This is a genomic window from Segatella copri, assembly GCF_026015295.1.
GTDB classification, from domain to species: Bacteria; Bacteroidota; Bacteroidia; order Bacteroidales; family Bacteroidaceae; genus Prevotella; species Prevotella copri_C.
Genome location: NZ_JAPDUW010000001.1, coordinates 1,789,237 through 1,810,854, shown reverse-complemented (window position 1 = coordinate 1,810,854; position 21,618 = coordinate 1,789,237). Strand labels below are relative to the sequence as shown.

Sequence of the window (21,618 nt, the reverse complement as noted above, 5' to 3'; positions counted from 1 at the left end):
TGTGAGGCTTATTTCAAACAGATATGACGAGAAAAAAAGAAATCCCCGCTCTTCGTAATGAAGAACGGGGATTGTTATTTTTGTCTTATCAAGAGTTCTTGATTAGAGAGCGAACTTGTAACCCAATGTAATCTGGAATACAGAGTTGCAACCTGCATCGTCAAAGTCTGCAATCTTTGTTACACCAATATTGTAACGAGCATCTAAGCAAACGTTCATATACTCGTAAGAGATGCCTACAGGAACAGAGAAATCAAAAGACTTTACTTCTGCTCCCTCTGGTGCATATTTATCGTAATCTACAGTAACGCCATCAACACTAACCTTGTTGCTAAGATTAAATGCTGGCTGGATACCTGCCTTTAAAGCAAGACCTGGAGCTACATAAACGTTGGCAAGAATAGGGATATTAAGATAATCCATCTTTACCTTTACATCTGTGTCTTTTATCTTTGCACCCTGCATAGAGTAGAGAAGACCACCGCTGATACCAAACATTGGTGATACATGATACTCCAACTCTGCACCTCCAACGAAGCCTGCTTTGTATTCTGCATCATCCTCTGTAAGAGATGAAACGTTCAAACCTACCTTAGGCTGAATTGTAACATCACCTGCATTGTACTGTGCGAAAGCACCTACTGAAGACAGCACCATAGCTGCCATAACGAATAATTTTTTCATAATCTCTAATATTTTAAATTAATAGTTTATAATGCTCATATAGAGTATGATTAGTTATCAGTGTGTATGCTGATTCCATCATTTTTACTAGGTGCAAAGGTATGTTTTTTCTCTATTCGCTCCAAATATTTTAAGCTTTATTTTAAAATAAGCAGCAAAATATCACATATAAGTTTCTATTTCGTATATTTTTAGCAATAATTATCCCAATTTTCTTGCATCGTATCTTAAAATGTTGTATATTTGCAAAGTAAGAAAGAAAGGAAGATAATTATGACTACACAAGAAAACTCCCCCTATACTCTTTGAAGTGTAGGGGGAGTTTTATTTTATTCTTCATCCTCGTCCCAGTCTTCTTCGTCAAATCCAAACATGGCGGGATCTACGAAGGCGTCCAGGGCTCGGCGTTCCTTCTTTGTTGGGCGACCAGTGCCTCTTGCTCTGTCTACGAATCCGCTGATGCGGCTCATCTCCAGGAGCTCGTATTGCTTAGGGTCGGTTACGTTTTTATAGACACCATACAGCATCTTGGCGCCTACGCGCTGCTCTATGCAGTCGAGAACCTCGAAAGAGTAGGTGATAGGGGCTTTCTTTACGCTCACCACATCGCCACGCTTGATGATGAAGGAAGGCTTTCTCGTTACGCCTCCCACCATGACGCGGCCATTCTTACAGGCATCGGCAGCAATGCTGCGGGTCTTGTAAATGCGGGCAGCCCAGAGCCACTTGTCTATTCTTGCTGATTCTTTCATGATTACTTCTTTCCTAGCTTATTGTATTGGTTCATGGTGATGTCGATACCAGCCAATACGAAGCTCTTGATAATCTCTACACCCAGGTCGATGGCCGGCTGCAGCTGCTTCATGTCTTCCTCAGTATATTTGCCCAGCACCCAGTCTATCTGGCCGCCACGCGGATAATCGTTGCCGATGCCCATGCGCAGGCGGGCATAGTTCTGACCGATAAGCTGCTGGATATGTCCCAATCCGTTATGGCCACCGTTGCTGCCGTTCGCCTTCAGTCGGAAAGCACCCAGAGGCAGGGCTAGCTCATCGCTGATAACGAGCAGTCGGCTCTGGTCAATCTTTTCCTGATTCAGCCAATATCTTACCGCATTACCGCTGAGGTTCATGAATGTGGTAGGTTTGAGCAGGAAAATCTTTCTTCCCTTGAGCGTAGTCTCGGCTACGAAGCCATATCGCTTATCCTCAAAATGAATATTGGACGCTTTAGCAAAAGCGTCCAATACCATAAATCCTGTGTTGTGCCTGGTGCCGGCGTATTCATCGCCAGGGTTACCAAGCCCACAAATCAAATATTTATCCAATGTTTGATAATGCTTTACTCAGGTTCGTAAAATCTCTAGATGACTCAGTGATTAAGCCTCTTCTTCCTCAGCAGTCTGAGCTGCGAGCTGAGCGTTACGTGTCATCTTGATAGAGCAAACTACAACAGCCTTGCTTGTAGCCAACTCGAGACCCTCGAATGAGAGGTCACCTACCTTGATGCTCTTACCGATCTTCAACTCTGTAACGTCGATATCGAGGTGCTCAGGGATAACCTGGTAAGGAGCTGTAACGTTGATCTTACGGATAGAGAGGTTCATACGACCACCATCACGTACACCCTGTGCAAGACCTGTCAACTTAACTGGAATACCGATAGTGATAGGCTTCTTGTCGTTAACCTCGTAGAAGTCAACGTGCAGAGGAGCGTCTGTTGTTGGGTGGAACTGGATCTCCTTCATGATAGCTGTGTGGCTCTCACCGTCGATGATGAGGTTGATAACGTATACATGAGGAGTGTAGATGATTTTACGCAACTCAGCGAATGGAACTGCGAATGACAAAGCCTCAGGAGCACCGTTCTCGCCCTTCTTCTCACCATAAAGGTTACATGGAATCAAACCTTCCTTACGCAATGTCTTAGAAGCTTTCTTGCCAAGGTCTGTACGCTTCTGACCTGTTACATTAATCTCTTTCATTTTGTGTTACTCTAAATTAAGTTATTAATAAAAAATGTGCCTTAACTCGCCATCACACGGATTAGCTTTGCTTAAAGCGGGTGCAAAATTACGAAAATTATTTGGAATGAGCAAACTTTTTGCCGAAAAACATGTTCTACATGCAGAAAAAATATTGAAAATACAATTTTTTGCTTAAATAAACTGAAATTTTTGCCCGTTTTCTTGTCTATTACCTATTTAATGTGTATTTTTGCAAGCGTATTAGGTAATTTAATAAATGAATCTTTTAAAAACATTAGAGAATGATTAATAGGGATTTGATAAGACGTAAGATTGTGCAGTTAACCTACGCATACTATCAAAACAGCGATCATAACATGGAGAACGCTGAGAAGGAGCTGATGTTTAGTCTCTCCAAGTCATACGATTTGTACAACTACATGTTGCAGCTCATCGTTGCCATCACCCAGGAGGCACGCAAGCGCTACGATGTAGATGTAGCTCGTGCCAAGAGAGAGGGGGAGCAGGAACCTTCACCACGTTTCGCATTCAATAAGTTCGCTCTGCAGCTCGAAGAGAACAAGATGCTGCTCGAATGGATAGATGTTAAGCATTCCAACTGGGATGAGGATATCGAAATGGTGCGCAAAGTGTATACTGCTATTACGTCTAGTGATCTCTATGCTGATTATATCAGCGGTGCTATTGATGAGGAACTCGCCGATCTCGACGAGTACAGCCGCGACCGTGAGGTATGGCGCCGTATCTACAAGCAGTTCATTCAGAACAATGAAGATCTTGATGCATTCCTCGAGGAGAAGAGCCTCTACTGGAACGATGACAAGGATATCATAGATACTTTCGTATTGAAGACTATCAAGCGTTTCGACCCGGAAGCTAAGGCCAAGCAGGAATTGCTGCCGGAATATAAGGATGCTGAAGACAGAGAGTTTGCACGCAAGCTCTTCCGTGCTACCATCCTCAACTGCGATACCTACCAGCGCTATATGAGCGAGGCTTTGCGCAACTGGGATTTCTCACGTCTTGCCTATATGGATGTGATTATCATGCAGATTGCCATCGCCGAGGTGATGAACTTCCCTGGCATCCCGGCTACCGTCACTATCAACGAGTATGTAGAACTTGCCAAGGCATACAGCACTCCTCGAAGCGGCGGTTATGTTAACGGTATGCTCGACAGCATCTGCCGCGAGCTCATCAGCCGCAACCTCATCCAGAAGGAGATGCCTGAGCGCAAGCAGCATCAGCATGCACAGCACGGCGAACATGCCGGCAAACAGCGCCCAGACAACCAGCACCCAGCCGGCCGTCGTCCGCGCATTCACCGCGCTCCGGGCGAGGGTGAGTAAATAACGGAGGCCTTTCTTACAGGCCACACCTTATTTATATAATAGAACATAAAATAATAATAGATAATACTTTAACGACATGACAAATTTAGTATTGCAAGCAGCTGCCGGTGGTAGCAGCATGACTTTTCTCATCATGATGGTAGCTATTTTCGCTATCATGTGGTTCTTTATGATCCGTCCTCAGCAGAAGAAGCAGAAGGAAATCCGCAAGTTCCAGAATGCTTTGGCAGAGGGTACCAAGGTGGTTACAGGCGGCGGTGTTTATGGCACTGTTAAGCGTGTTGACCTCGAGGCTAATACCGTTGATGTTGAGATAGCTCGTGGCGTGGTAATCACTGTAGCTAAGGGCTACGTGTTTGCTGATGCAGCTAGTCAGACACCTAATGCATAGTATCAAGAGCATATTAAAAGCTGTCAGAAACTTCCTGTTCAGTGGTCTGAATAAGGAGTTTCTGATTTTTTTGTTCTTTCTCGCTCTCAGCGGCATCTTCTGGCTGATGATGACGCTCAATGAGACTACCGAGAGAGAATTCAATATTCCTGTGCAGTTAACGGGCGTGCCCCGCAATGCGGTGATAACCGGCGAACTCCCTGATACCGTGCATATTACGGTGCGCGATAAGGGATTCACACTCGTTACCTATGCTTACGGAGGCAAGATTCATCCGCTCACATTCCGGTTTGCCAATTATGCCGACGAGGAAACGGGAACGGGACAGATTCCGATGGCTGATGTGCAGAAACAGGTGGCATCCCAGCTCTATGGCTCTACCAAACTGATCTCCATCAAGCCGGCAAAATACGATTTCTTCTTCACCTACGGCTCTTCCAAGCGAGTGCCTGTGGTGTTCAGAGGTAAGATTACAACCAGCAAGAGCTATTATCTGGCACATACCGAATTCCTGCCGTCTACGGTTACGGTTTATGCCAACAAGAAGCAGCTCGATGAGTTGGAATCGGTAGAAATCGAGCCGTTCAACATGCGCAACCTGCAGGATACCATTCATCGCAACGTACCTATCAAGAAGATACGTGGCATGAAGATTGTGCCTCAGATGGTGCGTCTGGCGGTATATCCTGATGTGCTTACCGAAGAGTCGGTCGATGTGCCTGTTACGGCCATCAACATGCCTGATAACATGGTGCTCCGTACCTTCCCTTCTAAAGTGGCGGTAAGATTCACCATCGGAGCCAGCCTCTTCAGAACCATCAAGCCGAGCCAGTTTAAGGTGGTAGTAGATTATAACGATCTGGCTAACAACCCTTCTGACAAGTGCAAACTCCAGTTGCGCAGCGTGCCGCGCTCGGTGAGCAAGGCGCATCTCGACCTGGAAACGGTAGATTATCTGCTGGAACAGCAATGATAGTTGATAATTGATAGTTTATAGTTGATAGTTTTCTACTATGATGAAGATAGCGATAACGGGCGGTATAGGTAGCGGAAAGAGCTATGTGTGCCGGATATTGGAGAAACAGGGCATCCGGGTTTACGACTGCGATGCTGAGGCTAAGCGGCTCATGCGTACCGATGCCCGCTTGCAGGCTAGCTTGAAGAAGTTGGTGGGCGAGCAGGTTTACAGCGCAGAGGGCGTTTTGCAGAAGCCCGTGCTGGCTCAGTTTCTGCTGGCTGGCGAGGCTAACAAGCAGGCTGTCAACGATGTGGTTCATCCGGCTGTGGCGCGCGATTTCGAGCAGAGCAGCTATGAGTGGATGGAGAGTGCCATCCTCTTCGATAGCGGTTTCTACCGCCGTATCCACCTCGATTTCGTGGTCTGCGTAACGGCTCCCGTACCGGTCCGCATCCAGCGCATCATGCAGCGCGACCATATCCCGGCAGAGAAGGCGCAGCAGTGGATAGATGCCGTCATGCCGCAGGAAGAACTTGCAGCCCGCTCCGATTTCGAAATCGTGAACGATGGCGAGCAGGATATCGAAGCACAGGTAAGGAAATTATTGGATATCATTAATAATAAAGAATAATAGAAAAGACAATGGAAACAATCCTTTCAATTGCAGGCAAACCAGGCCTTTATAAATTGGTATCAAGAGGTAACAGAAACCTCATCGTAGAAACACTCGATGAGACTCACAAGCGTATCCCAGCTTTCGCTACCGACCGCGTAACAAGCCTTGGTGACATCGCTATGTATACAGACGCTGATGAGGTGCCACTCTGGGAAGTGCTCGACAGCGTAAGCAAGAAGGAAGAGGGCAAGCCTAGCACTTTCAACTACAAGAAGGCGCCTGTTGCTGAGCTCCACGCTTATTTTGCTGAGGTTCTTCCTAACTACGATCGCGACCGTGTTCACGACAGCGATATCAAGAAGCTCCTCCAGTGGTACAACATTCTCGCTAAGTACGGCATCACCGATTTCAAGGCTACCCTCGCTCCTACAGAGGGTGAGAACGTAGATGATCGTGCTGAGCAAACTGCTGAATAAGAATCATTTATCAGAGTTAGCATATAACAATAAAAAAGGCTCCTGCAACACTTGCAGGAGCCTTTTTCGTACATTTATTTCTTTTTCAATCTTCTTTCTCTCTTTTCTTTCTTTTTATACTTTTCTTTTTTTACTTTTCTTTTTCAATCTTTTTCAATTCCTTCTCAAATCTTCTGCGATACATTTCTCCCGCTATGGTCAGACCGAAGGGGAAGGCTAACCAGATGCCCAGAATGCCCAAGCCGCAAGGGAAACCTAGGGTGTAGCCCAGCGGCAGGGAGATGACGAAATAGGCGATGAAGGCATAGAGCACCATCGGCTTCACACAGGCGATGCCACGCAGCGCATTGGCAAAGGTATACTGCAGTCCGTCGCCAAACTGATATACCATCAACAGGATAATCAGCGTAGCCACATACGCCTGCACCTCCACATTATCATTAAACCAGCCACCTATCTGATGGCGAAGCAGGAACACCGGCAAACCCATACACAGCGAGAACAGCAGGTTCAGCCGGAACCCGTCGTAGGCATTGCGGCGAACTGCCCCGTAGTCCTTCTGACCCATAAAATGGCTCACGCGGATAGCCAGCGCTGCCGCCATGCCCGAAAGCACGAGATAGAAGAGCTGCGAGAGGGTAATCATCACCTGATGAGCCGCCAGCGGAATGGTTCCCAGCCAGCCCACCATCACACAACTCAGCGTGAAGGCAGCCGACTCCATGCCCAGCTGCAGCGCCACAGGCCAGCCCAACCGGTTCATCTCCCTGAAGTCTGCCTTGGTCAGAGAACTGTGCAGAATATCGCGTCTGTATTCCCCGAAATTCTTGCCCGTCATCAGCATGCCCACCATTGCCAGCGCCATCAGAATACGGCTCACCAGCGTCGAAATACCGGCTCCCAGCAAACCCAGTTCCGGGAAGCCCGCCACACCGTAAATCAGTACCCAGTTGCCCAGAATATTGATTACGTTGCCGCCAATCATCGCCCACATCGCCACCTTGGTCTGTCCGAGTCCGTCAAGAAATTGCTTCATCGTGAAGAAGATGCCCATGAAGAGCACCGAGGCGAGGTTTACCAGAAAGTAAGGACGGATGAGCGAGAGCAGCTCTTCAGGCTGTCCGATGCGCCCCAGATTCAGGTAGAGCACAACGAGTGCGAGGGTGAAGATGATGCCCGTCAGCATGTTGGCACAGAAGGCATTGCGCACTTTCTGTCCGATGCAGTCGGTCCGTTCCTCGCCGTAGAGCCGTCCGATGATAGGAGTGAGTCCGTAGGTGAATCCCATATAGGATACGAAAACGAGACCGAAGATATTGTTCACCAGTCCGGCAGCCGCCAGTTCGGGTGTACTGTGATGGCCAATCATCAGCGTATCAGCAAATCCCAGGATGATGGTACCCAGCTGTCCTATGATGATAGGAATGCCGATAGCCAGCAGTTCCCGGTAGTGATGTTTCTTGTTCGTCGTTATTGATGTCGTATGATTATTCATATTTGCTTTTAATTACTAATCTATTTCCTTTATTCTGCTTAAGAGCATGCAAAGTTACGGCTTTATTCACTAATTACCAAATTTTTCTCCCCTTTTTTTTAGAGGACCAGCGATGGAATCGCTGGTCCCCAGCCTTTTTACCTTTTTACTTTTTTACCCTTTTACCTTTAAATGTATGAACTTCCTTCCTCTTTCTGTCCATACGAGGTAGGTGTGGGTGTAGGCGGTGCCCAGCTTCTCCTGTGCCCCATCGCAGTGAGGGTCGGGGAGGGTAGAGTAGCGGGTGCGGCTCTTCGCCAGGCCCATGTGGGCATAATCAGCATAGAGCAGATACTGGCCGCTCTGGTAGTACTGGATATGAAGGGCACAGAGCTGGCGGTTCAACTCCTGTGCCGTGATACCCAGCTCCTTCGCTATCTGCGTGGTGGTATAGCAGGAAACAGAGTTGAGCACATTGTCGGTGTAGAGCGCCTTCGGCAGAAGATGATCCACCTGATTCTCCAACTGGATGATGTTCTCACCGTTCTTGGCGATGCAAACCACCTGTTTGTCTACCACACCGTTCAGCCGGCGAATCTCCGTATCCTGTTCTCCGATGAGTTTCTTCTGCTGATCAATCTGCACCTGCTGGTTTTTCAGCAGATTCTCCTTCTCCTTGAGTGTAGCTCTGAGAATCTCTTCAGCATGCCGAATCGTCTCCTCATCACTCTCGCCCTGCTTTACCGGAATATAACCGCCCGTCTTGCGAATCTGTGGCAGCACCTCGGAAGTAACCCAGTTTTTGAACTTCACCGCCGTTGGAAGCTTGGAGCCGAGAACCAAAGCATAGAATCCGCTCTCGTTGACGAAAGTCATCTGCTGTAGTCGTTTTGCAGCAACTCCATCCTTCTTTTTGCCAGTCACTACCCATACATCGCGTTTCGCGATGTATGGGTCATCAACATGTCGCTGAATGGCAGCCCACAGGTTCTTATACCCCAGCGCATTGCAGACATCTTTCGCGCAGAACAAAGGCTCCCCGTTTTCATCGGTCTGAGTAAGAATCTTACCGAATTCAGGGTTTTCAAACACGACAGCATTCCCCGCTGTCTTTTCATTCTTCATTTCTTCCTTTTTTGTTTTATAATTTTTTTTCATGATATAAAAATGTTAAATTGAATGTTGAGTGTTGAATGTTGAATGTTGAATTATTAGTGTTGAGTGTTGAATGTTGAATTATTAGTGTTGAGTGTTGAATGTTGAATGTTGATTTTTTGCCTAACGGACTCAAGGGCGCTAGCCTAATTCAACATTCAACACTCAACATTCAACATTACAAAATCGTTCCCCAAATGCTCTCATCCCTGTCTCTCGCAGCGGTGATGGCATTGATGAGGCGGTGGAGCCAGATGCGGGAGTTCACAACCATGCCTTTTACACGGTTCTCACCCACCAGAATGCAGCCCTGCGTATCATCGGGATAATTGCCGGCATGGATGCGGATGCCCTCAAAATTGGGGACACCCAGCAGCAGCGGCAACCACATCTTAAAACTCGGCGACTTGCTGATCACCACCGGATAAGTGCCCTCAGGTATCGCCGTCTTGCCCTTCATCTTCTGCGCCTTCTTGCCCGATACACGCCCCAACCGCACATTCTCCTCGGCAGGACTTAGCTCCACACCCAGAAGGTTGCGCCAGCATGGCTCCAGCGTATCACAGAAATACGAGTCCGCATTCAGCTTCTCCGCAGGCACCTCACACACCGTCTTCAGCCCCCTGCACTTGTTCACACTCTCAATCGTGCGCTTCTTCACATCCTCATCCTTCAGGATGTAAAGGCGACCTATCGTGTAGGTCTTCTTCTTCGCTATACGTTTTAAAACTATCTGCATAAGTAAAAATAAATTTAAGATTCAATAATCATACCGTCGTGGCGGTACTTCAGCTTCTCAAAACTGTCACAACTGTCACAACTGTCACGCTTGCCCGTATACTGATACGCCCGCCTGATGTAATTCCGGTGCAGCCACTGCCTGATCATCATATCGGTACCCTTCGCATCCAGTCCATGCTCCAGCCGGATGGCAAGCAACTGCGCAGCCGTAAAGCTATCGGGCAGAATCTGTAAAAGATTCTGAGGCCCACGCTTCGAACTCCTCTGCGCCGTATAGTTCTCCTTCGCAATCATGTCGCCGAAGAACCGCATCTTGCAGTACAGGTCATACTGCTCGCTCCAGCGGATAAACTCGTCAATCTCCGGCTCCCACTTGCAACCATTGGCTACATACAGCACACACGCCTTCAGGTAAGCGATGACGTTGGCACGGAACGAGAGATTCTCAAACGTCCTGTCCTGCGACAGCCGGGCAAACTCAGCATTCTCATCCTTCAGTTTGAGGGCAAGCTGAAACGCCTCCTTACACTCAATCAGACCCGTTACTTTGTTCAGATTTTCGATGTAAGGCCGCAGCGCCTCACGGTACGATTCATCATAAGTTCCGTAAACAGGCATATCTTCGCCGATTTCCCTTTCGGGGATGGTACAGAAGTTGATACGGCTGATAGGACCATCGGTAAGAACCTTAGAGAAGTAACGCTGACCCTTCTGGATGGTGGTAGATGCATTCCAGTTGAACCGGATGGTAACACGCTCCGTGACACTCATTGTTCCTACGCGAGTTTGTCCATATTTATTACCCGGGTCTGCTGCCAGACACATGATACGGAACTGCTGGCTTCCGCTACCCTTGAGCGCATCAAACTGGTCTAGCTCATTGAGCGAAGTATAGAGGAAATGTTCCTGCGCTTCAGCCGTTCTCATCACGAAAGCCGGGTTTGTCATATCCGCATCAATCTCCTGGATAATCAGGTTTTCAGGTCTCTTGCGCTTATCCTTGTTGGCACCCTTGCGCAGCATCTCATCCTTCCACGCCTTTTCGCGCTTCAGGTTTTCAGCATCCCTCAGCCTGATATCCTCCATAATGAAATCGATAGGCCTGTTCACGCTGCTCTTACCCGCTCCGGTACCCGCAAGCAGCAGCGTCATCAGTCTCGCCTCGTGCTCCACGTTGTCAATATACCGGAACCTCGTCTTCCAGAGATGCGTAGCCAGCGGCGGGAAGATAGCGTGCGCCACAGCCGGCTTATAAATTTCCGGCGTCCTCGATATCAGCAGCTCCACCAGCTTCGGCAGTTTCTTCGGCATCTCCGGCGGATCAGGATAATCCTCCCCGGTACTTTGAACTTTGAGATTTGAACTTTGAACAGTATAATTAGTCACAGCATTCGAATTATTCACTCTTCGTTCTTCACTCTTCACTTCATTCGCCTTCTGCTCCGCCAGCGCATTCACCCTCATCACTTCCCTCGACATCGGCTTCGTATTGTCAGCATATTTCGCATAGAAGTCGTGAATCAGCTGATGGCAGTCGTTCTCCTGATAGTAGCTCGGCATTTTCACCCTCACCACCTTCATCAGTTCCTCTTCCTCCATCACCCTCGAAGCACCGGCGCTCATGATAGCCAGCAGCGAAGAGTGTCTCGACCCCACGGTATCAATCTCCATACCCCCGAGTCCGGCAGCCTGCGTAAAGAGGTCAAACGCAATCAGGTTCTTCTCCCTGGCTCCCAGTCTGCCAGCATCCTGATTGCCTCCAGAATCCCCGATATGAGGAGCATCAGCACCATGGCTATCACCAGGTTGGGCAGGCTGAACAGCAGAGCCAGCAGAAACAGCAGTATTGCCGTCGTTGCCCGATAGTCTATTATTTTCATTATTCTTACCATTGCTATTAACTTTAAACTGTAAACTATTAACTTGATGAGGACTATTAACTTTCCCTCTTCCGTCCACGGTCAGTCCGCGGTCCAGATACGCCTGCCTTCGCATCAGAATCTCCTTCTCGCTCAGTACGGCGCACCACATCTTCGACCTGTAGATTTCCGAGTCCTTATCGGTGAGATAAATCATTCTCTCGGGTGTGATGCAGCTCTCGTCATACGGCACCCCCAGCGCCTCGCAATACGCCTTCTGCGTCTCCTCGATGGTCATTCCCACCGGCAGTCTGATACCGATGTGCAGCTTCTTCCGGGCACTGTAGCAGAGGTGCAGCAGCGAGCCGTTCCAGATGCTGTCAGAGCAGTTCAGTTCCCTTGCCTTCTCGATAGCCTTGTCTACATACTCCCTGTCATCCACGTCGATGATAGTCTGGAACATGAAGCTCTCGGGCTGGGCATTCTCCTGTCTGCGCACATTGTTCTTGAAGATGCCGTAGTGGGGACAGAAGAAAGGCAGTTCGCTCTTCAGCCTGTCCTGCGCCTTCTTCACCGCCTTCTCGTCGTTGGCATTCACCTTCGGGATAGGCAGTTCGCCCCTAATCTGCTGAATCATCTTCCTGATTTCCGGCGATGCAATCACCTTGTCATACACCGCCATACTGTTGGAAAATACCTTCCCCTTATTGCCCTTGCGATAAGGGTTCAGTGCAATTACATGTTGTGTTTCTGTCATGTTATTTCGTTAATAAAAGATTGGTTTGTGGGGTAATCCCCTCTTCCGTTTTCACCACTCTCAGCCGTCTGTAAGGAGGAGGACTGAACACATACGCTTTCACTTCCATCATTTTAAATAATTTAGAAGATTGGAGGCTCCCACCACGGTTGATGTGCAGATACACAAAAGCCCCCGAAACTCAGACCGCATTGGTTCTGAATTCCGGGGGCAAAGGTAAGGCAAATTTCTCGCTTCTACCTAGTACGTACTATGTACGCGTACTAGTACTACCTGCCAGATTAGCCTCTGATAGCAGGCATCACTTTTTCGAGGAAGGGAATCGTTTTCTTCTGATCCATTCCTCGGTTGTAGGCGGCTCTCATCGAGTTCGGATTAGGACCCCAATAATTGCCGAATACGCTCCATATATTATCGATTTTCAACTCTGTACCTATCTGATTGGCAAGGACGGCAGCTTCGGATGAAGACAGTCCTGAGGGCATGAAATTTTCGGTTACCAAGCCTATCTCTATCAGGTTGTTCTTTATCCTCTGAGCCTTTTCCGTTTTCAGCTCTTCCGGCATCACAGCATTTCTGCATGAGTTTTGCTCACAGGCATTGCTGCCATAATAATTCTCCACATGCTCGAAGTACGAGCTACCAGCGTTCATGATGATCATTCTTTGTCCAGACATTTCTCATCCTCCTTTCCCTGATAGTTGTTCATGTGTTCGATATACTGACCGCCATTCATCTGTATGGTATTGTTGATAACGATGGTGAAGTGCTTGATTATGAGGCGAAGAAACTTCCCCCAAAATAAAATTTTCATTTTGCTTTTTGTTTAGATTGTTTTTAACTGTTTCCGCCTCATTTTAGTAGAGGACGTGTGTTTGCGCTAACGTTTTTAGCGTAAGCCGCTGGAGACTGCCGAGCGCCTACTATCGTAAGGTGTGGGGGCGGGTAAGGTTATGTTTGCATTCTTTTTGTTGATTATTTAATGTTAATACTTGGCTTCAGATGTTAGCATCTTAACCATTATCTGCTAGTTGTTTATTGTCGTTATGACTTGAATTTATCATCTTCTCTGACTCTTTTAAAACAATATTCTGCTTTTGAACCGAAAACCTTTTTAAAATTTTCTATGGATTCTGAGCATTTCACTTTCTTGTTTTTCAGGTCCTCAATCTTCTTTTTTTTCAGGGTCTTATCCATCTCATCATCTTTTTCAAGAGCTTCCAGATTATCTTCATAATTTTCTTCAAATTTATTGAGATAATAAGCAATATACAACCCCAACTTATCCTTCGTATCAGCAGTTATGGACGTTTCTTTGTCGCATAACCGATTAAATGTATTATGCCCCATTCCGAACTTCTTTTCAATGTGGGTAGAGCTAATCAATTTGGAACGCTTCAGCTCGCTTAAGAAATCTCCTAAGCTTACTGTCTCCCCTGTCCTTATATAGGCAAGGTCTTCTGTGGTGATGTATATTTTACCTTTCATCTGAAACGAATTTCCTACAAAGGTAAAATGAATAAATCATACCACCAAATGGCTATGGACGTACTTATGACTTCCGGTTTTTAACTAAAAACGGGGAATTATTTATAATCTTTAACAGACTAAAGGCTAAATAATGCGAATAAAACGCATAATAGTCCATTTTATGCTATTCTGACCCCTTCCTTTTCTACGTTCCTGACGAAGGGGGTATTCCTATACTTTTCCCATTCCTGGGCGGTATACATCACGGGGTTGATTTCCTCGCCCAGTTCCCATCCGAGTTCGGTCAGTGGATAGGTGATGTTGTCATAATCGGCAGCCATGAGTTTCTTCTTATCCAATATGATAAGGATATCCCAGTCACTATCCTCCCTGGCGGTACCTCTGGCTTGCGAGCCAAAAAGTATCGCCTTCCCGCTAGCCGGCAAGTTCTTCGCCAGGCATTCACGGATAGCAGCCAAAATATGTTCCTTAACATTCATAACTTATAAATGTATCCTCCGTTATTTGAATATTTTTCGGGCATCAGGAAGTTCGGCTCCTGAAGCTTCTGCCGCACGGAGTTCTTTAAAAGCCTGTGTCAGGCTTTCCTTCATCACCAATCTCTGTCTCATTGCTTCTGTATCTACATCTGTTAATGTTGCCATAATCTTCTCCTTTAATTAAATATCTCCCACAAAATTACACTTTTTCTCTGAAAACGCCAAATTATATCTGGAAAATATACGCAAAAAGAGCTTTTTTAAAAGGTAAGGCCATTTTCCTCACGCCTCCCTGCCATTCCCTTCACGCATCCCTGCCATTCCCCTCACGCCCCCTGCTATTCCCCTCACGCCCTGTTTTACTCTAATTGAGCAAGCTTTGAGCGTATTTTTTAACGTTAATTATATTTAACGACCCTTGGGTCTTGCCTGATGAAGTTTGCGTCATAGTATTCACCTTTTTCCACGAGGGTGAATATGATCCTTAGCAACTTGTTTGCTATGGCATTTAGTACATAATGACGCGGCTTTTTATCTATTAAAGTACGTCTCTCGTAATACAGTTTAATCTCCTTGTTGTGCAATCTGGCGCTTTCTGCGCAGATGTACAACAAGGTCTTTGACCATCTATTACCAATCTTGGATATATGTGCTCCCTTGTCCATTTTCCCCGATGATTTTTCGTATGGCGCAGTTCCTGCATAAGCAGCATATTGGCGCGCTGTAGTTATTTTTGTGAAATTCTCTGTTTTTACCAATAGTTCTACTGCGGTAATCAGCCCAACTCCATCGACACTTTTAACAAGCTCATAGTTGTGGCGAATGCTCTCATGTCCATTTATGACTTTCAACATTTCTTTTTCCGTCTCTGCAATTTCCGTGTCCAACATCTCTTTGATACGGTCCATGCTTCGCTTGACGGCAAGACTTCTGATAGGACGACAATCCTCGCTCCTGTCGGCTGTTATTAGCTGCTTACGCTGTTCTACAAGCATTTCTCGGTGGCGTGCCAATTGACGAAGCTCATATAGAGCCTCTTCTGGAAACGTCTTGTATTTCAGCTTATCAGGATATCTCTCTCCAAAATCTCTGAGCAGTGCACAATCCAGGACATCCGTCTTGGCACGGTCAGGGGTAGCTCTATATCTATGGATGACATATCCACCCACAAAGGCAATCTTTACATTGCTATCCATGCAGCACTTCAAGAGGGTATCACCATAAACTCCGGTATGCTCAGCAACCAATACAGCATCGCTAGGAAGGCCTTTAAAAAACTTTCCAATACCCTTTAAATTGTTCGTTACAACCTTATGTGAAGGTTGGTTTGATACTTTTTTTGATGTCAAGTCGAAAAAACTTACGTCAAATTTCTCTTTTGCCAAATCTATTCCGTATATTTGCATTTTGAATAAAGTTTTTAATAAGAAGGGTGCTCCGTTCTGAGCGGCTACAACTATACTACGAGTCCTGTCTTGTTCTACACAAGCAGGCTAATTTACTCTCAAGCTTCTGCTCAGAAAATATCCAGTTCCCCAAACAGGGCTAAGCCTTTACTATGCTAGAAGGGGCACAGGGTTAACGCTGGATATGGAGTATTCTTCTTTTTTTATTGTACTTATCTAATTTTCTGCAAAGTTAACAAAAGTTTGCAGATATAAAGATTTTCACCTCTTTATTTTTCCAAGTGCAAATATAATAGAAGGGGCAGAAGCTCCTAGCCCAGGGCATCCGCCCTGGGTATTCATGTCCGCACGCCTGGCGCCCTGTTTTACTCTAATTGAGCAAGCTTTGAGCGTATTTTTTAACGTTAATTATATTTAACGACCCTTGGGTCTTGCCTGATGAAGTTTGCGTCATAGTATTCACCTTTTTCCACGAGGGTGAATATGATCCTTAGCAACTTGTTTGCTATGGCATTTAGTACATAATGACGCGGCTTTTTATCTATTAAAGTACGTCTCTCGTAATACAGTTTAATCTCCTTGTTGTGCAATCTGGCGCTTTCTGCGCAGATGTACAACAAGGTCTTTGACCATCTATTACCAATCTTGGATATATGTGCTCCCTTGTCCATTTTCCCCGATGATTTTTCGTATGGCGCAGTTCCTGCATAAGCAGCATATTGGCGCGCTGTAGTTATTTTTGTGAAATTCTCTGTTTTTACCAATAGTTCTACTGCGGTAATCAGCCCAACTCCATCGACACTTTTAACAAGCTCATAGTTGTGGCGAATGCTCTCATGTCCATTTATGACTTTCAACATTTCTTTTTCCGTCTCTGCAATTTCCGTGTCCAACATCTCTTTGATACGGTCCATGCTTCGCTTGACGGCAAGACTTCTGATAGGACGACAATCCTCGCTCCTGTCGGCTGTTATTAGCTGCTTACGCTGTTCTACAAGCATTTCTCGGTGGCGTGCCAATTGACGAAGCTCATATAGAGCCTCTTCTGGAAACGTCTTGTATTTCAGCTTATCAGGATATCTCTCTCCAAAATCTCTGAGCAGTGCACAATCCAGGACATCCGTCTTGGCACGGTCAGGGGTAGCTCTATATCTATGGATGACATATCCACCCACAAAGGCAATCTTTACATTGCTATCCATGCAGCACTTCAAGAGGGTATCACCATAAACTCCGGTATGCTCAGCAACCAATACAGCATCGCTAGGAAGGCCTTTAAAAAACTTTCCAATACCCTTTAAATTGTTCGTTACAACCTTATGTGAAGGTTGGTTTGATACTTTTTTTGATGTCAAGTCGAAAAAACTTACGTCAAATTTCTCTTTTGCCAAATCTATTCCGTATATTTGCATTTTGAATAAAGTTTTTAATAAGAAGGGTGCTCCGTTCTGAGCGGCTACAACTATACTACGAGTCCTGTCTTGTTCTACACAAGCAGGCTAATTTACTCTCAAGCTTCTGCTCAGAAAATATCCAGTTCCCCAAACAGGGCTAAGCCTTTACTATGCTAGAAGGGGCACAGGGTTAACGCTGGATATGGAGTATTCTTCTTTTTTTATTGTACTTATCTAATTTTCTGCAAAGTTAACAAAAGTTTGCAGATATAAAGATTTTCACCTCTTTATTTTTCCAAGTGCAAATATAATAGTAGGGGCAAAAGCTTTGTATGGCGACCGAACCTCAGGCTTTGCTCCTCACTCCATCCTCGAACTGGCTATGGGGTTCTGTCGCATGTGCCAAAAATATACCATTTTGGTATATCCGATAAAAGAATATATATTTGTGCGTCAAATTAAAACGAATATGGACAAGAGTATACATTCACATTTATATCATCAGGTTATCGGACGCTTGCGAAGTAAGCGTGAAGGTAAAGGTGTAACACAAGCGCAACTTGCTGATAAATTGGGGGTTAACCAAAACTTTATCAGCAAGATTGAGACTTGCGACCGCCGCTTGGATCTTATAGAGCTTCGACAGATTTGCCAAGTTCTGGGTATCTCATTCGTAGACTTTGTTGCCGAAGTCGAAAGGGATATACTGAGCAAGGAAGAAAAGTGAATGATTAAAATAAGCTAAAAAGTTGATAGAGGCTAGATACTCGTAGAAACTGATAAAAACAAAGAACTAAGATGGCTGGAAGAGAAAAGAATTGTAAATGGTATTTTGCGGACCAACCTAACGTACAGGAAGTGGGCCCAAATAATGCCATGGAACAAAGTTTTAAAAATCATCCTTATGCTGCGCTTGTAAGAGAAAGCATCCAGAACTCTTTGGATGCCGTCGACGACAAGTCGGAACCTGTACAGGTAGTTTTCTCTTTCAGGGAGATGAATGGATGCGATTATCCTGAATTCTTTAGCCTGAAGGAACATATAATGGGGTGTTTGGATTATTATTCGAATAACTATAATGCAAAGGCGATTTATGAACCTATGATGAAGTTTTTTGCCGATAACACTCATCATGATCATTTGGGATACATTCGGGTAAGTGATTATAACACGAAGGGAATGTCTTACGAAAAAGACAAAACTGACAGTCCTTTCTATGCTTTTGTCCGGTCCGCAGGAGTAAGTGCTAAAGACGATACTTCAGCAGGTGGTTCTTTCGGCTTTGGTAAGGCTGCTTATTACCTGTTGTCTCCTATCAGTACAATAATGGTAAGTACCTGTACCAAAAATGGTGATAGGTTCTTTGAAGGAGCCAGTTCCCTTTGTACTCATACCTATCGGGGCAAGAAGAAAGTAGCTTTTGGCTATTATGACGACCAGGATGGAAAGCCGATATCTATTGAAGCCGATATTCCTGCACATTTCCGTAGGGCAGAACCAGGTACTGATATCAATATTCTTGGTTTTAAAATGGAATATAAAGACGAGGCAGTCAAAGAGATGATTGAGGCTGTTCTTCGTAACTTTTGGTTTGCAATATATGAAGGCAAATTAGAGGTCAACGTGAATGATGTTGTCAATATAACCAAAAATACGATTGCTGACTTGATGGAAGAGTATTTTGAGGGAATAGAAGACAACACTCGTAAGGCTGGTTATTATAATCCTCGACCATATTTTGATGCAGTGCGATTTGCCAATACATCTTCCAAATATCGGTTAATAGAAGATAAACTTCCTTTGCTTGGGCATGTATGCTTTTATGTTTTCAAGTGCAAAGGTGCAGTAGACAAAATCGCATATATGAGAGCACCGCAAATGCTAGTCTATTCACAAAAGAATAAGACGAATTATGGCATGTATGGCGTATTCTATTGTGATAGTGAAGAAGGAAATGACCTGCTGCGTAATATGGAGAATCCTGCACATACAGAGTGGAAAGCCACCAATTGGAGAAGTAGAGGCCGCCAAAATGGAATGGGACGCCAGGTCTTGAGAGAATTAGATGAATTTATCAATGAATGTCTGAATAAGGTTTTCTCATTGAAGGATAAAATCGCTCTTGATATCAAGGGGTTAGAAGATTTCCTGTATATACCAACTTCGTTTGACGATGACGAATTGGAGATGGAAGATATGCCTGAGAGTGTAGAAGGAAAACCTACAGGATTTCTTCAGGATGATGGGTCTTCATACACAACTGATATTCCAAAGAGTGAGGATAATCCAACTGTTATGCCAAAGCCGAATCCGCCTTCGACAGGACATGTACTTATCAATAAGAGTACCAATGCAACAAACGAAACAGGTGGTAAGCTTCTGGCCGGACATGGTGAAGCCGAGAAAAAGCCGGACAGCCAAGGTATCCAGAAACCGGGTAATGCTTCAGAAACCAGAACAGAGGATGAAAAGGGCGAGAAAGGCTTGTTTGCCACACCGATAAATATTCCTTATCGTACGTTCTCGCAAGTGGAAGGTGGCAAGATTTATCACTATGTTGTTCTCCACCCAAGAGAAGAGGTTGGCAATGTACGCCTTCATTTCTATGCGGTTGGAGAGGAAAGTGATGAAGAATTACAAGTTGAAGAATCTAACATTGGTAACGTGAGTGGCAATATAGTTCGTGATGTACATCTGCCAGAGGGTCGATTACGCCTGAGAGTACGTTTTACGGACAATATGAAACATTCTATAAAATTAGCAGCGGAGGAATTATATGAAGTATAAAAACGTATCATTGCCTTATCCGGTACTCGGCATATATGACGATGTATATCCGCTTTTGACTGACGATTGCATACAGATGGCTGATCCTGTAAAAACGGCCACAGACTATATGTTTTGCATCGATTTGCATCAGCAGAATAAGGATATAACACAGTTGGTTTCTGAAGGTAAGGCAGAGTATGCCTGTGAGGTAACTTGCAGGAGTACTTTCCTTCGCAGATGTTATAAATCTTCAACTCCCCATTTTGAAATCAGTTTGGGTAGAACAGAGGTGAACGGACGTATAGAGTTTCAGTGCTTCATCGCTGTTAGCGAGCCTATTCCTAATTATAACAACAGTGATTTTAATGAGGATTATCATGGGTTCACTTTTGATCTGGAGGTAGGTGACATGCTTGCTGTATTTCCTTTGGCGTGGTGGAATACTAACGTGAAGTTTGATAAACTGTATGCAGCCGGTTCCTTCATGCAAATTACTGAAGCGGCTGACGGAGCAGAAAGGACAACCTTCAATCTTTCTGATGACAGAATTCTGATAGAACTCCCTCATGACCTGTTTGTTCAGTATCAGCGAATTGGTAACAGCTTTCCTGAAGTAATTCATTCATCTTTAGTCCATAATGCATTGGTCTATGCTTTGACTAATCTGTATGAGAATCAGGATTCAGGGAAATTGTGGGCAGACAGTCTTATCATAAGACTACAGGAACTGCATATTTTACCGGAAGAGTTGAAGAGTGATATGTCTCTAGCTTATAAAGCAGCCGACTTACTTTTACAGGATCCATACAAACGAATGTTGGATAGCTTGGAAAGAATAGCAAATTCTCAAAACGAAGATCAGGAGGATTAATGATGGAACTACAGAAAGTATTTAAAAAGTCATATATGGAGGATCTGAGACGTAATATACAAATCTCAGATTACCAGGGAGAAACATTCCCGTTTGACCCTTCTAAAGTGAAGGCTTTAGCGAACGTGTATAAGCCAGAAGGACTGCTTGACAGATTAGACCCTGATGACGATTTTACGACAGCAGTGGAACTGTATAAGGCATACGATACAGTTACGCCTCTATTGGCATCTCTACCTGATTTGTGGGTGTATTTGGCGCATGTGGATTTGTTTCCATATGTTCAGCAACGACATTCGGATGTACTGAAAGACGATGTAACCGAAAAGTATATCGTTAATCACTGGTTCGAAAATGATGTTAGCGTTTTCCGTATGGCATTGCCGAGTGCATGGTGGAGTGTTTATCTTTCCGTAGATAATGAGCGTGAAAATCCTTTTGAATTGACTGAGATTCTTTTCAAAAACCAAGAGTTGAGAACAAATAGTTTTGGTCCTTTATCTTTGATAAGGCATCGGGAGGCTATGAAAGGTATTCTGGAATTTCTGGAAGAGCATCCTTATCTCTTGGAAGATGGTATGAATATGCGAGCTCAATACATACGCAAACTGTTCAGCTTTATAGGCGGAACAAAGCGACTGGAGTTTATGGATAAAGACTTCTTTAAAAATGAGCTGAATAAGCGCATAGATGTTATCTCACAGAAGTTTACTCGTGAAGAAATACAAAATAATAACGAACTTTTCAATGAGTGATAA

The 21,618-nt window shown here is 45.1% G+C and carries 24 protein-coding genes; 9 read left to right on the top strand and 15 right to left on the bottom strand.

The features are described 5' to 3' along the window. Positions 1-102: 102 nt before the first annotated feature. From ONT18_RS07825 to ONT18_RS07810, 4 genes are all read right to left on the bottom strand, one after another. On the bottom strand, positions 103-684 hold the full coding sequence (locus ONT18_RS07825) for a porin family protein (protein WP_264904795.1): 582 nt from the start codon (positions 682-684) through the stop codon (positions 103-105). A gap of 329 nt (positions 685-1,013) precedes the next feature. After that, positions 1,014-1,436, bottom strand: a complete 423-nt coding sequence (locus tag ONT18_RS07820) for an RNA-binding S4 domain-containing protein (protein ID WP_022121567.1) — start codon at positions 1,434-1,436, stop codon at positions 1,014-1,016. 2 nt (positions 1,437-1,438) lie between these two features. Continuing rightward, positions 1,439-2,011: an aminoacyl-tRNA hydrolase gene (pth, locus tag ONT18_RS07815; protein ID WP_006847297.1), complete on the bottom strand. Its 573-nt coding sequence runs from the start codon at positions 2,009-2,011 to the stop codon at positions 1,439-1,441. A 51-nt stretch (positions 2,012-2,062) separates the two neighbouring features. Beyond that, complete coding sequence (locus ONT18_RS07810) at positions 2,063-2,668, bottom strand: 50S ribosomal protein L25/general stress protein Ctc (protein WP_264904794.1); 606 nt, start codon at positions 2,666-2,668, stop codon at positions 2,063-2,065. A 284-nt stretch (positions 2,669-2,952) separates the two neighbouring features. Here ONT18_RS07810 and nusB point away from each other — a divergent pair, with 284 nt between their 5' ends. From nusB to ONT18_RS07785, 5 genes are all read left to right on the top strand, one after another. Further along, entirely contained in the window at positions 2,953-4,020 is a 1,068-nt protein-coding gene (gene nusB / locus ONT18_RS07805) for a transcription antitermination factor NusB (RefSeq protein ID WP_153113046.1), read from the top strand. A gap of 79 nt (positions 4,021-4,099) precedes the next feature. Next, entirely contained in the window at positions 4,100-4,414 is a 315-nt protein-coding gene (gene yajC / locus ONT18_RS07800; protein WP_264904793.1) for a preprotein translocase subunit YajC, read from the top strand. After that, positions 4,407-5,387, top strand: coding sequence for a CdaR family protein (locus ONT18_RS07795; protein ID WP_118139033.1), 981 nt, complete (start codon positions 4,407-4,409; stop codon positions 5,385-5,387). The genes yajC and ONT18_RS07795 overlap by 8 nt, the downstream gene beginning before the upstream one ends. Positions 5,388-5,430: 43 nt before the next feature. Beyond that, on the top strand, positions 5,431-6,003 hold the full coding sequence (coaE, locus tag ONT18_RS07790) for a dephospho-CoA kinase (protein ID WP_264906828.1): 573 nt from the start codon (positions 5,431-5,433) through the stop codon (positions 6,001-6,003). An 11-nt stretch (positions 6,004-6,014) separates the two neighbouring features. Then, complete coding sequence (locus ONT18_RS07785) at positions 6,015-6,464, top strand: DUF5606 family protein (RefSeq protein ID WP_117692165.1); 450 nt, start codon at positions 6,015-6,017, stop codon at positions 6,462-6,464. A 130-nt stretch (positions 6,465-6,594) separates the two neighbouring features. Here the strand turns inward: ONT18_RS07785 and ONT18_RS07780 are convergent, their stop codons facing one another. The 11 genes from ONT18_RS07780 to ONT18_RS07730 form a co-directional block, all read right to left on the bottom strand. Continuing rightward, positions 6,595-7,959, bottom strand: a complete 1,365-nt coding sequence (locus ONT18_RS07780; RefSeq protein WP_264904792.1) for an MATE family efflux transporter — start codon at positions 7,957-7,959, stop codon at positions 6,595-6,597. Between the two features lie 153 nt (positions 7,960-8,112). After that, on the bottom strand, positions 8,113-9,063 hold the full coding sequence (locus ONT18_RS07775; protein WP_264904791.1) for a phage antirepressor: 951 nt from the start codon (positions 9,061-9,063) through the stop codon (positions 8,113-8,115). Between the two features lie 208 nt (positions 9,064-9,271). Continuing rightward, complete coding sequence (locus ONT18_RS07770) at positions 9,272-9,832, bottom strand: DUF5675 family protein (RefSeq protein ID WP_119238049.1); 561 nt, start codon at positions 9,830-9,832, stop codon at positions 9,272-9,274. A 14-nt stretch (positions 9,833-9,846) separates the two neighbouring features. Then, positions 9,847-12,450, bottom strand: coding sequence for a hypothetical protein (locus ONT18_RS07765; RefSeq protein WP_264904790.1), 2,604 nt, complete (start codon positions 12,448-12,450; stop codon positions 9,847-9,849). A gap of 281 nt (positions 12,451-12,731) precedes the next feature. Continuing rightward, positions 12,732-13,127 (bottom strand): hypothetical protein, encoded by a 396-nt coding sequence (locus ONT18_RS07760; RefSeq protein WP_264904789.1) that lies wholly within the window; start codon positions 13,125-13,127, stop codon positions 12,732-12,734. Beyond that, positions 13,109-13,264 carry a hypothetical protein gene (locus ONT18_RS07755; RefSeq protein WP_264904788.1) on the bottom strand — a complete coding sequence of 52 codons (156 nt, stop codon included), beginning with the start codon at positions 13,262-13,264 and terminating at the stop codon, positions 13,109-13,111. Before ONT18_RS07755 ends, ONT18_RS07760 begins: the two co-directional genes overlap by 19 nt. 230 nt (positions 13,265-13,494) lie before the next feature. Continuing rightward, positions 13,495-13,938: a hypothetical protein gene (locus ONT18_RS07750; protein ID WP_217756435.1), complete on the bottom strand. Its 444-nt coding sequence runs from the start codon at positions 13,936-13,938 to the stop codon at positions 13,495-13,497. 161 nt (positions 13,939-14,099) lie between these two features. Next, entirely contained in the window at positions 14,100-14,420 is a 321-nt protein-coding gene (locus ONT18_RS07745; RefSeq protein WP_264904787.1) for a nucleotidyltransferase domain-containing protein, read from the bottom strand. Positions 14,421-14,441: 21 nt separating this feature from the next. Continuing rightward, on the bottom strand, positions 14,442-14,585 hold the full coding sequence (locus ONT18_RS07740; protein ID WP_264904786.1) for a hypothetical protein: 144 nt from the start codon (positions 14,583-14,585) through the stop codon (positions 14,442-14,444). 233 nt (positions 14,586-14,818) lie between these two features. After that, positions 14,819-15,805 carry an IS110 family transposase gene (locus tag ONT18_RS07735; RefSeq protein WP_264904785.1) on the bottom strand — a complete coding sequence of 329 codons (987 nt, stop codon included), beginning with the start codon at positions 15,803-15,805 and terminating at the stop codon, positions 14,819-14,821. A gap of 425 nt (positions 15,806-16,230) precedes the next feature. Next, positions 16,231-17,217 carry an IS110 family transposase gene (locus ONT18_RS07730; RefSeq protein ID WP_264904785.1) on the bottom strand — a complete coding sequence of 329 codons (987 nt, stop codon included), beginning with the start codon at positions 17,215-17,217 and terminating at the stop codon, positions 16,231-16,233. 472 nt (positions 17,218-17,689) lie between these two features. Between ONT18_RS07730 and ONT18_RS07725 the strand changes: the two genes are divergently transcribed. The 4 genes from ONT18_RS07725 to ONT18_RS07710 all read left to right on the top strand — a co-directional run bounded on the left by ONT18_RS07725 (position 17,690) and on the right by ONT18_RS07710 (position 21,615). Next, positions 17,690-17,947, top strand: a complete 258-nt coding sequence (locus tag ONT18_RS07725) for a helix-turn-helix domain-containing protein (RefSeq protein ID WP_119238061.1) — start codon at positions 17,690-17,692, stop codon at positions 17,945-17,947. Positions 17,948-18,018: 71 nt separating this feature from the next. Further along, positions 18,019-20,007, top strand: coding sequence for a hypothetical protein (locus tag ONT18_RS07720; protein ID WP_264904784.1), 1,989 nt, complete (start codon positions 18,019-18,021; stop codon positions 20,005-20,007). Continuing rightward, positions 19,997-20,860, top strand: a complete 864-nt coding sequence (locus ONT18_RS07715) for a hypothetical protein (protein ID WP_264904783.1) — start codon at positions 19,997-19,999, stop codon at positions 20,858-20,860. Before ONT18_RS07720 ends, ONT18_RS07715 begins: the two co-directional genes overlap by 11 nt. Then, positions 20,860-21,615: a DUF6339 family protein gene (locus tag ONT18_RS07710; RefSeq protein WP_218459273.1), complete on the top strand. Its 756-nt coding sequence runs from the start codon at positions 20,860-20,862 to the stop codon at positions 21,613-21,615. Before ONT18_RS07715 ends, ONT18_RS07710 begins: the two co-directional genes overlap by 1 nt. Positions 21,616-21,618: the final 3 nt, after the last annotated feature.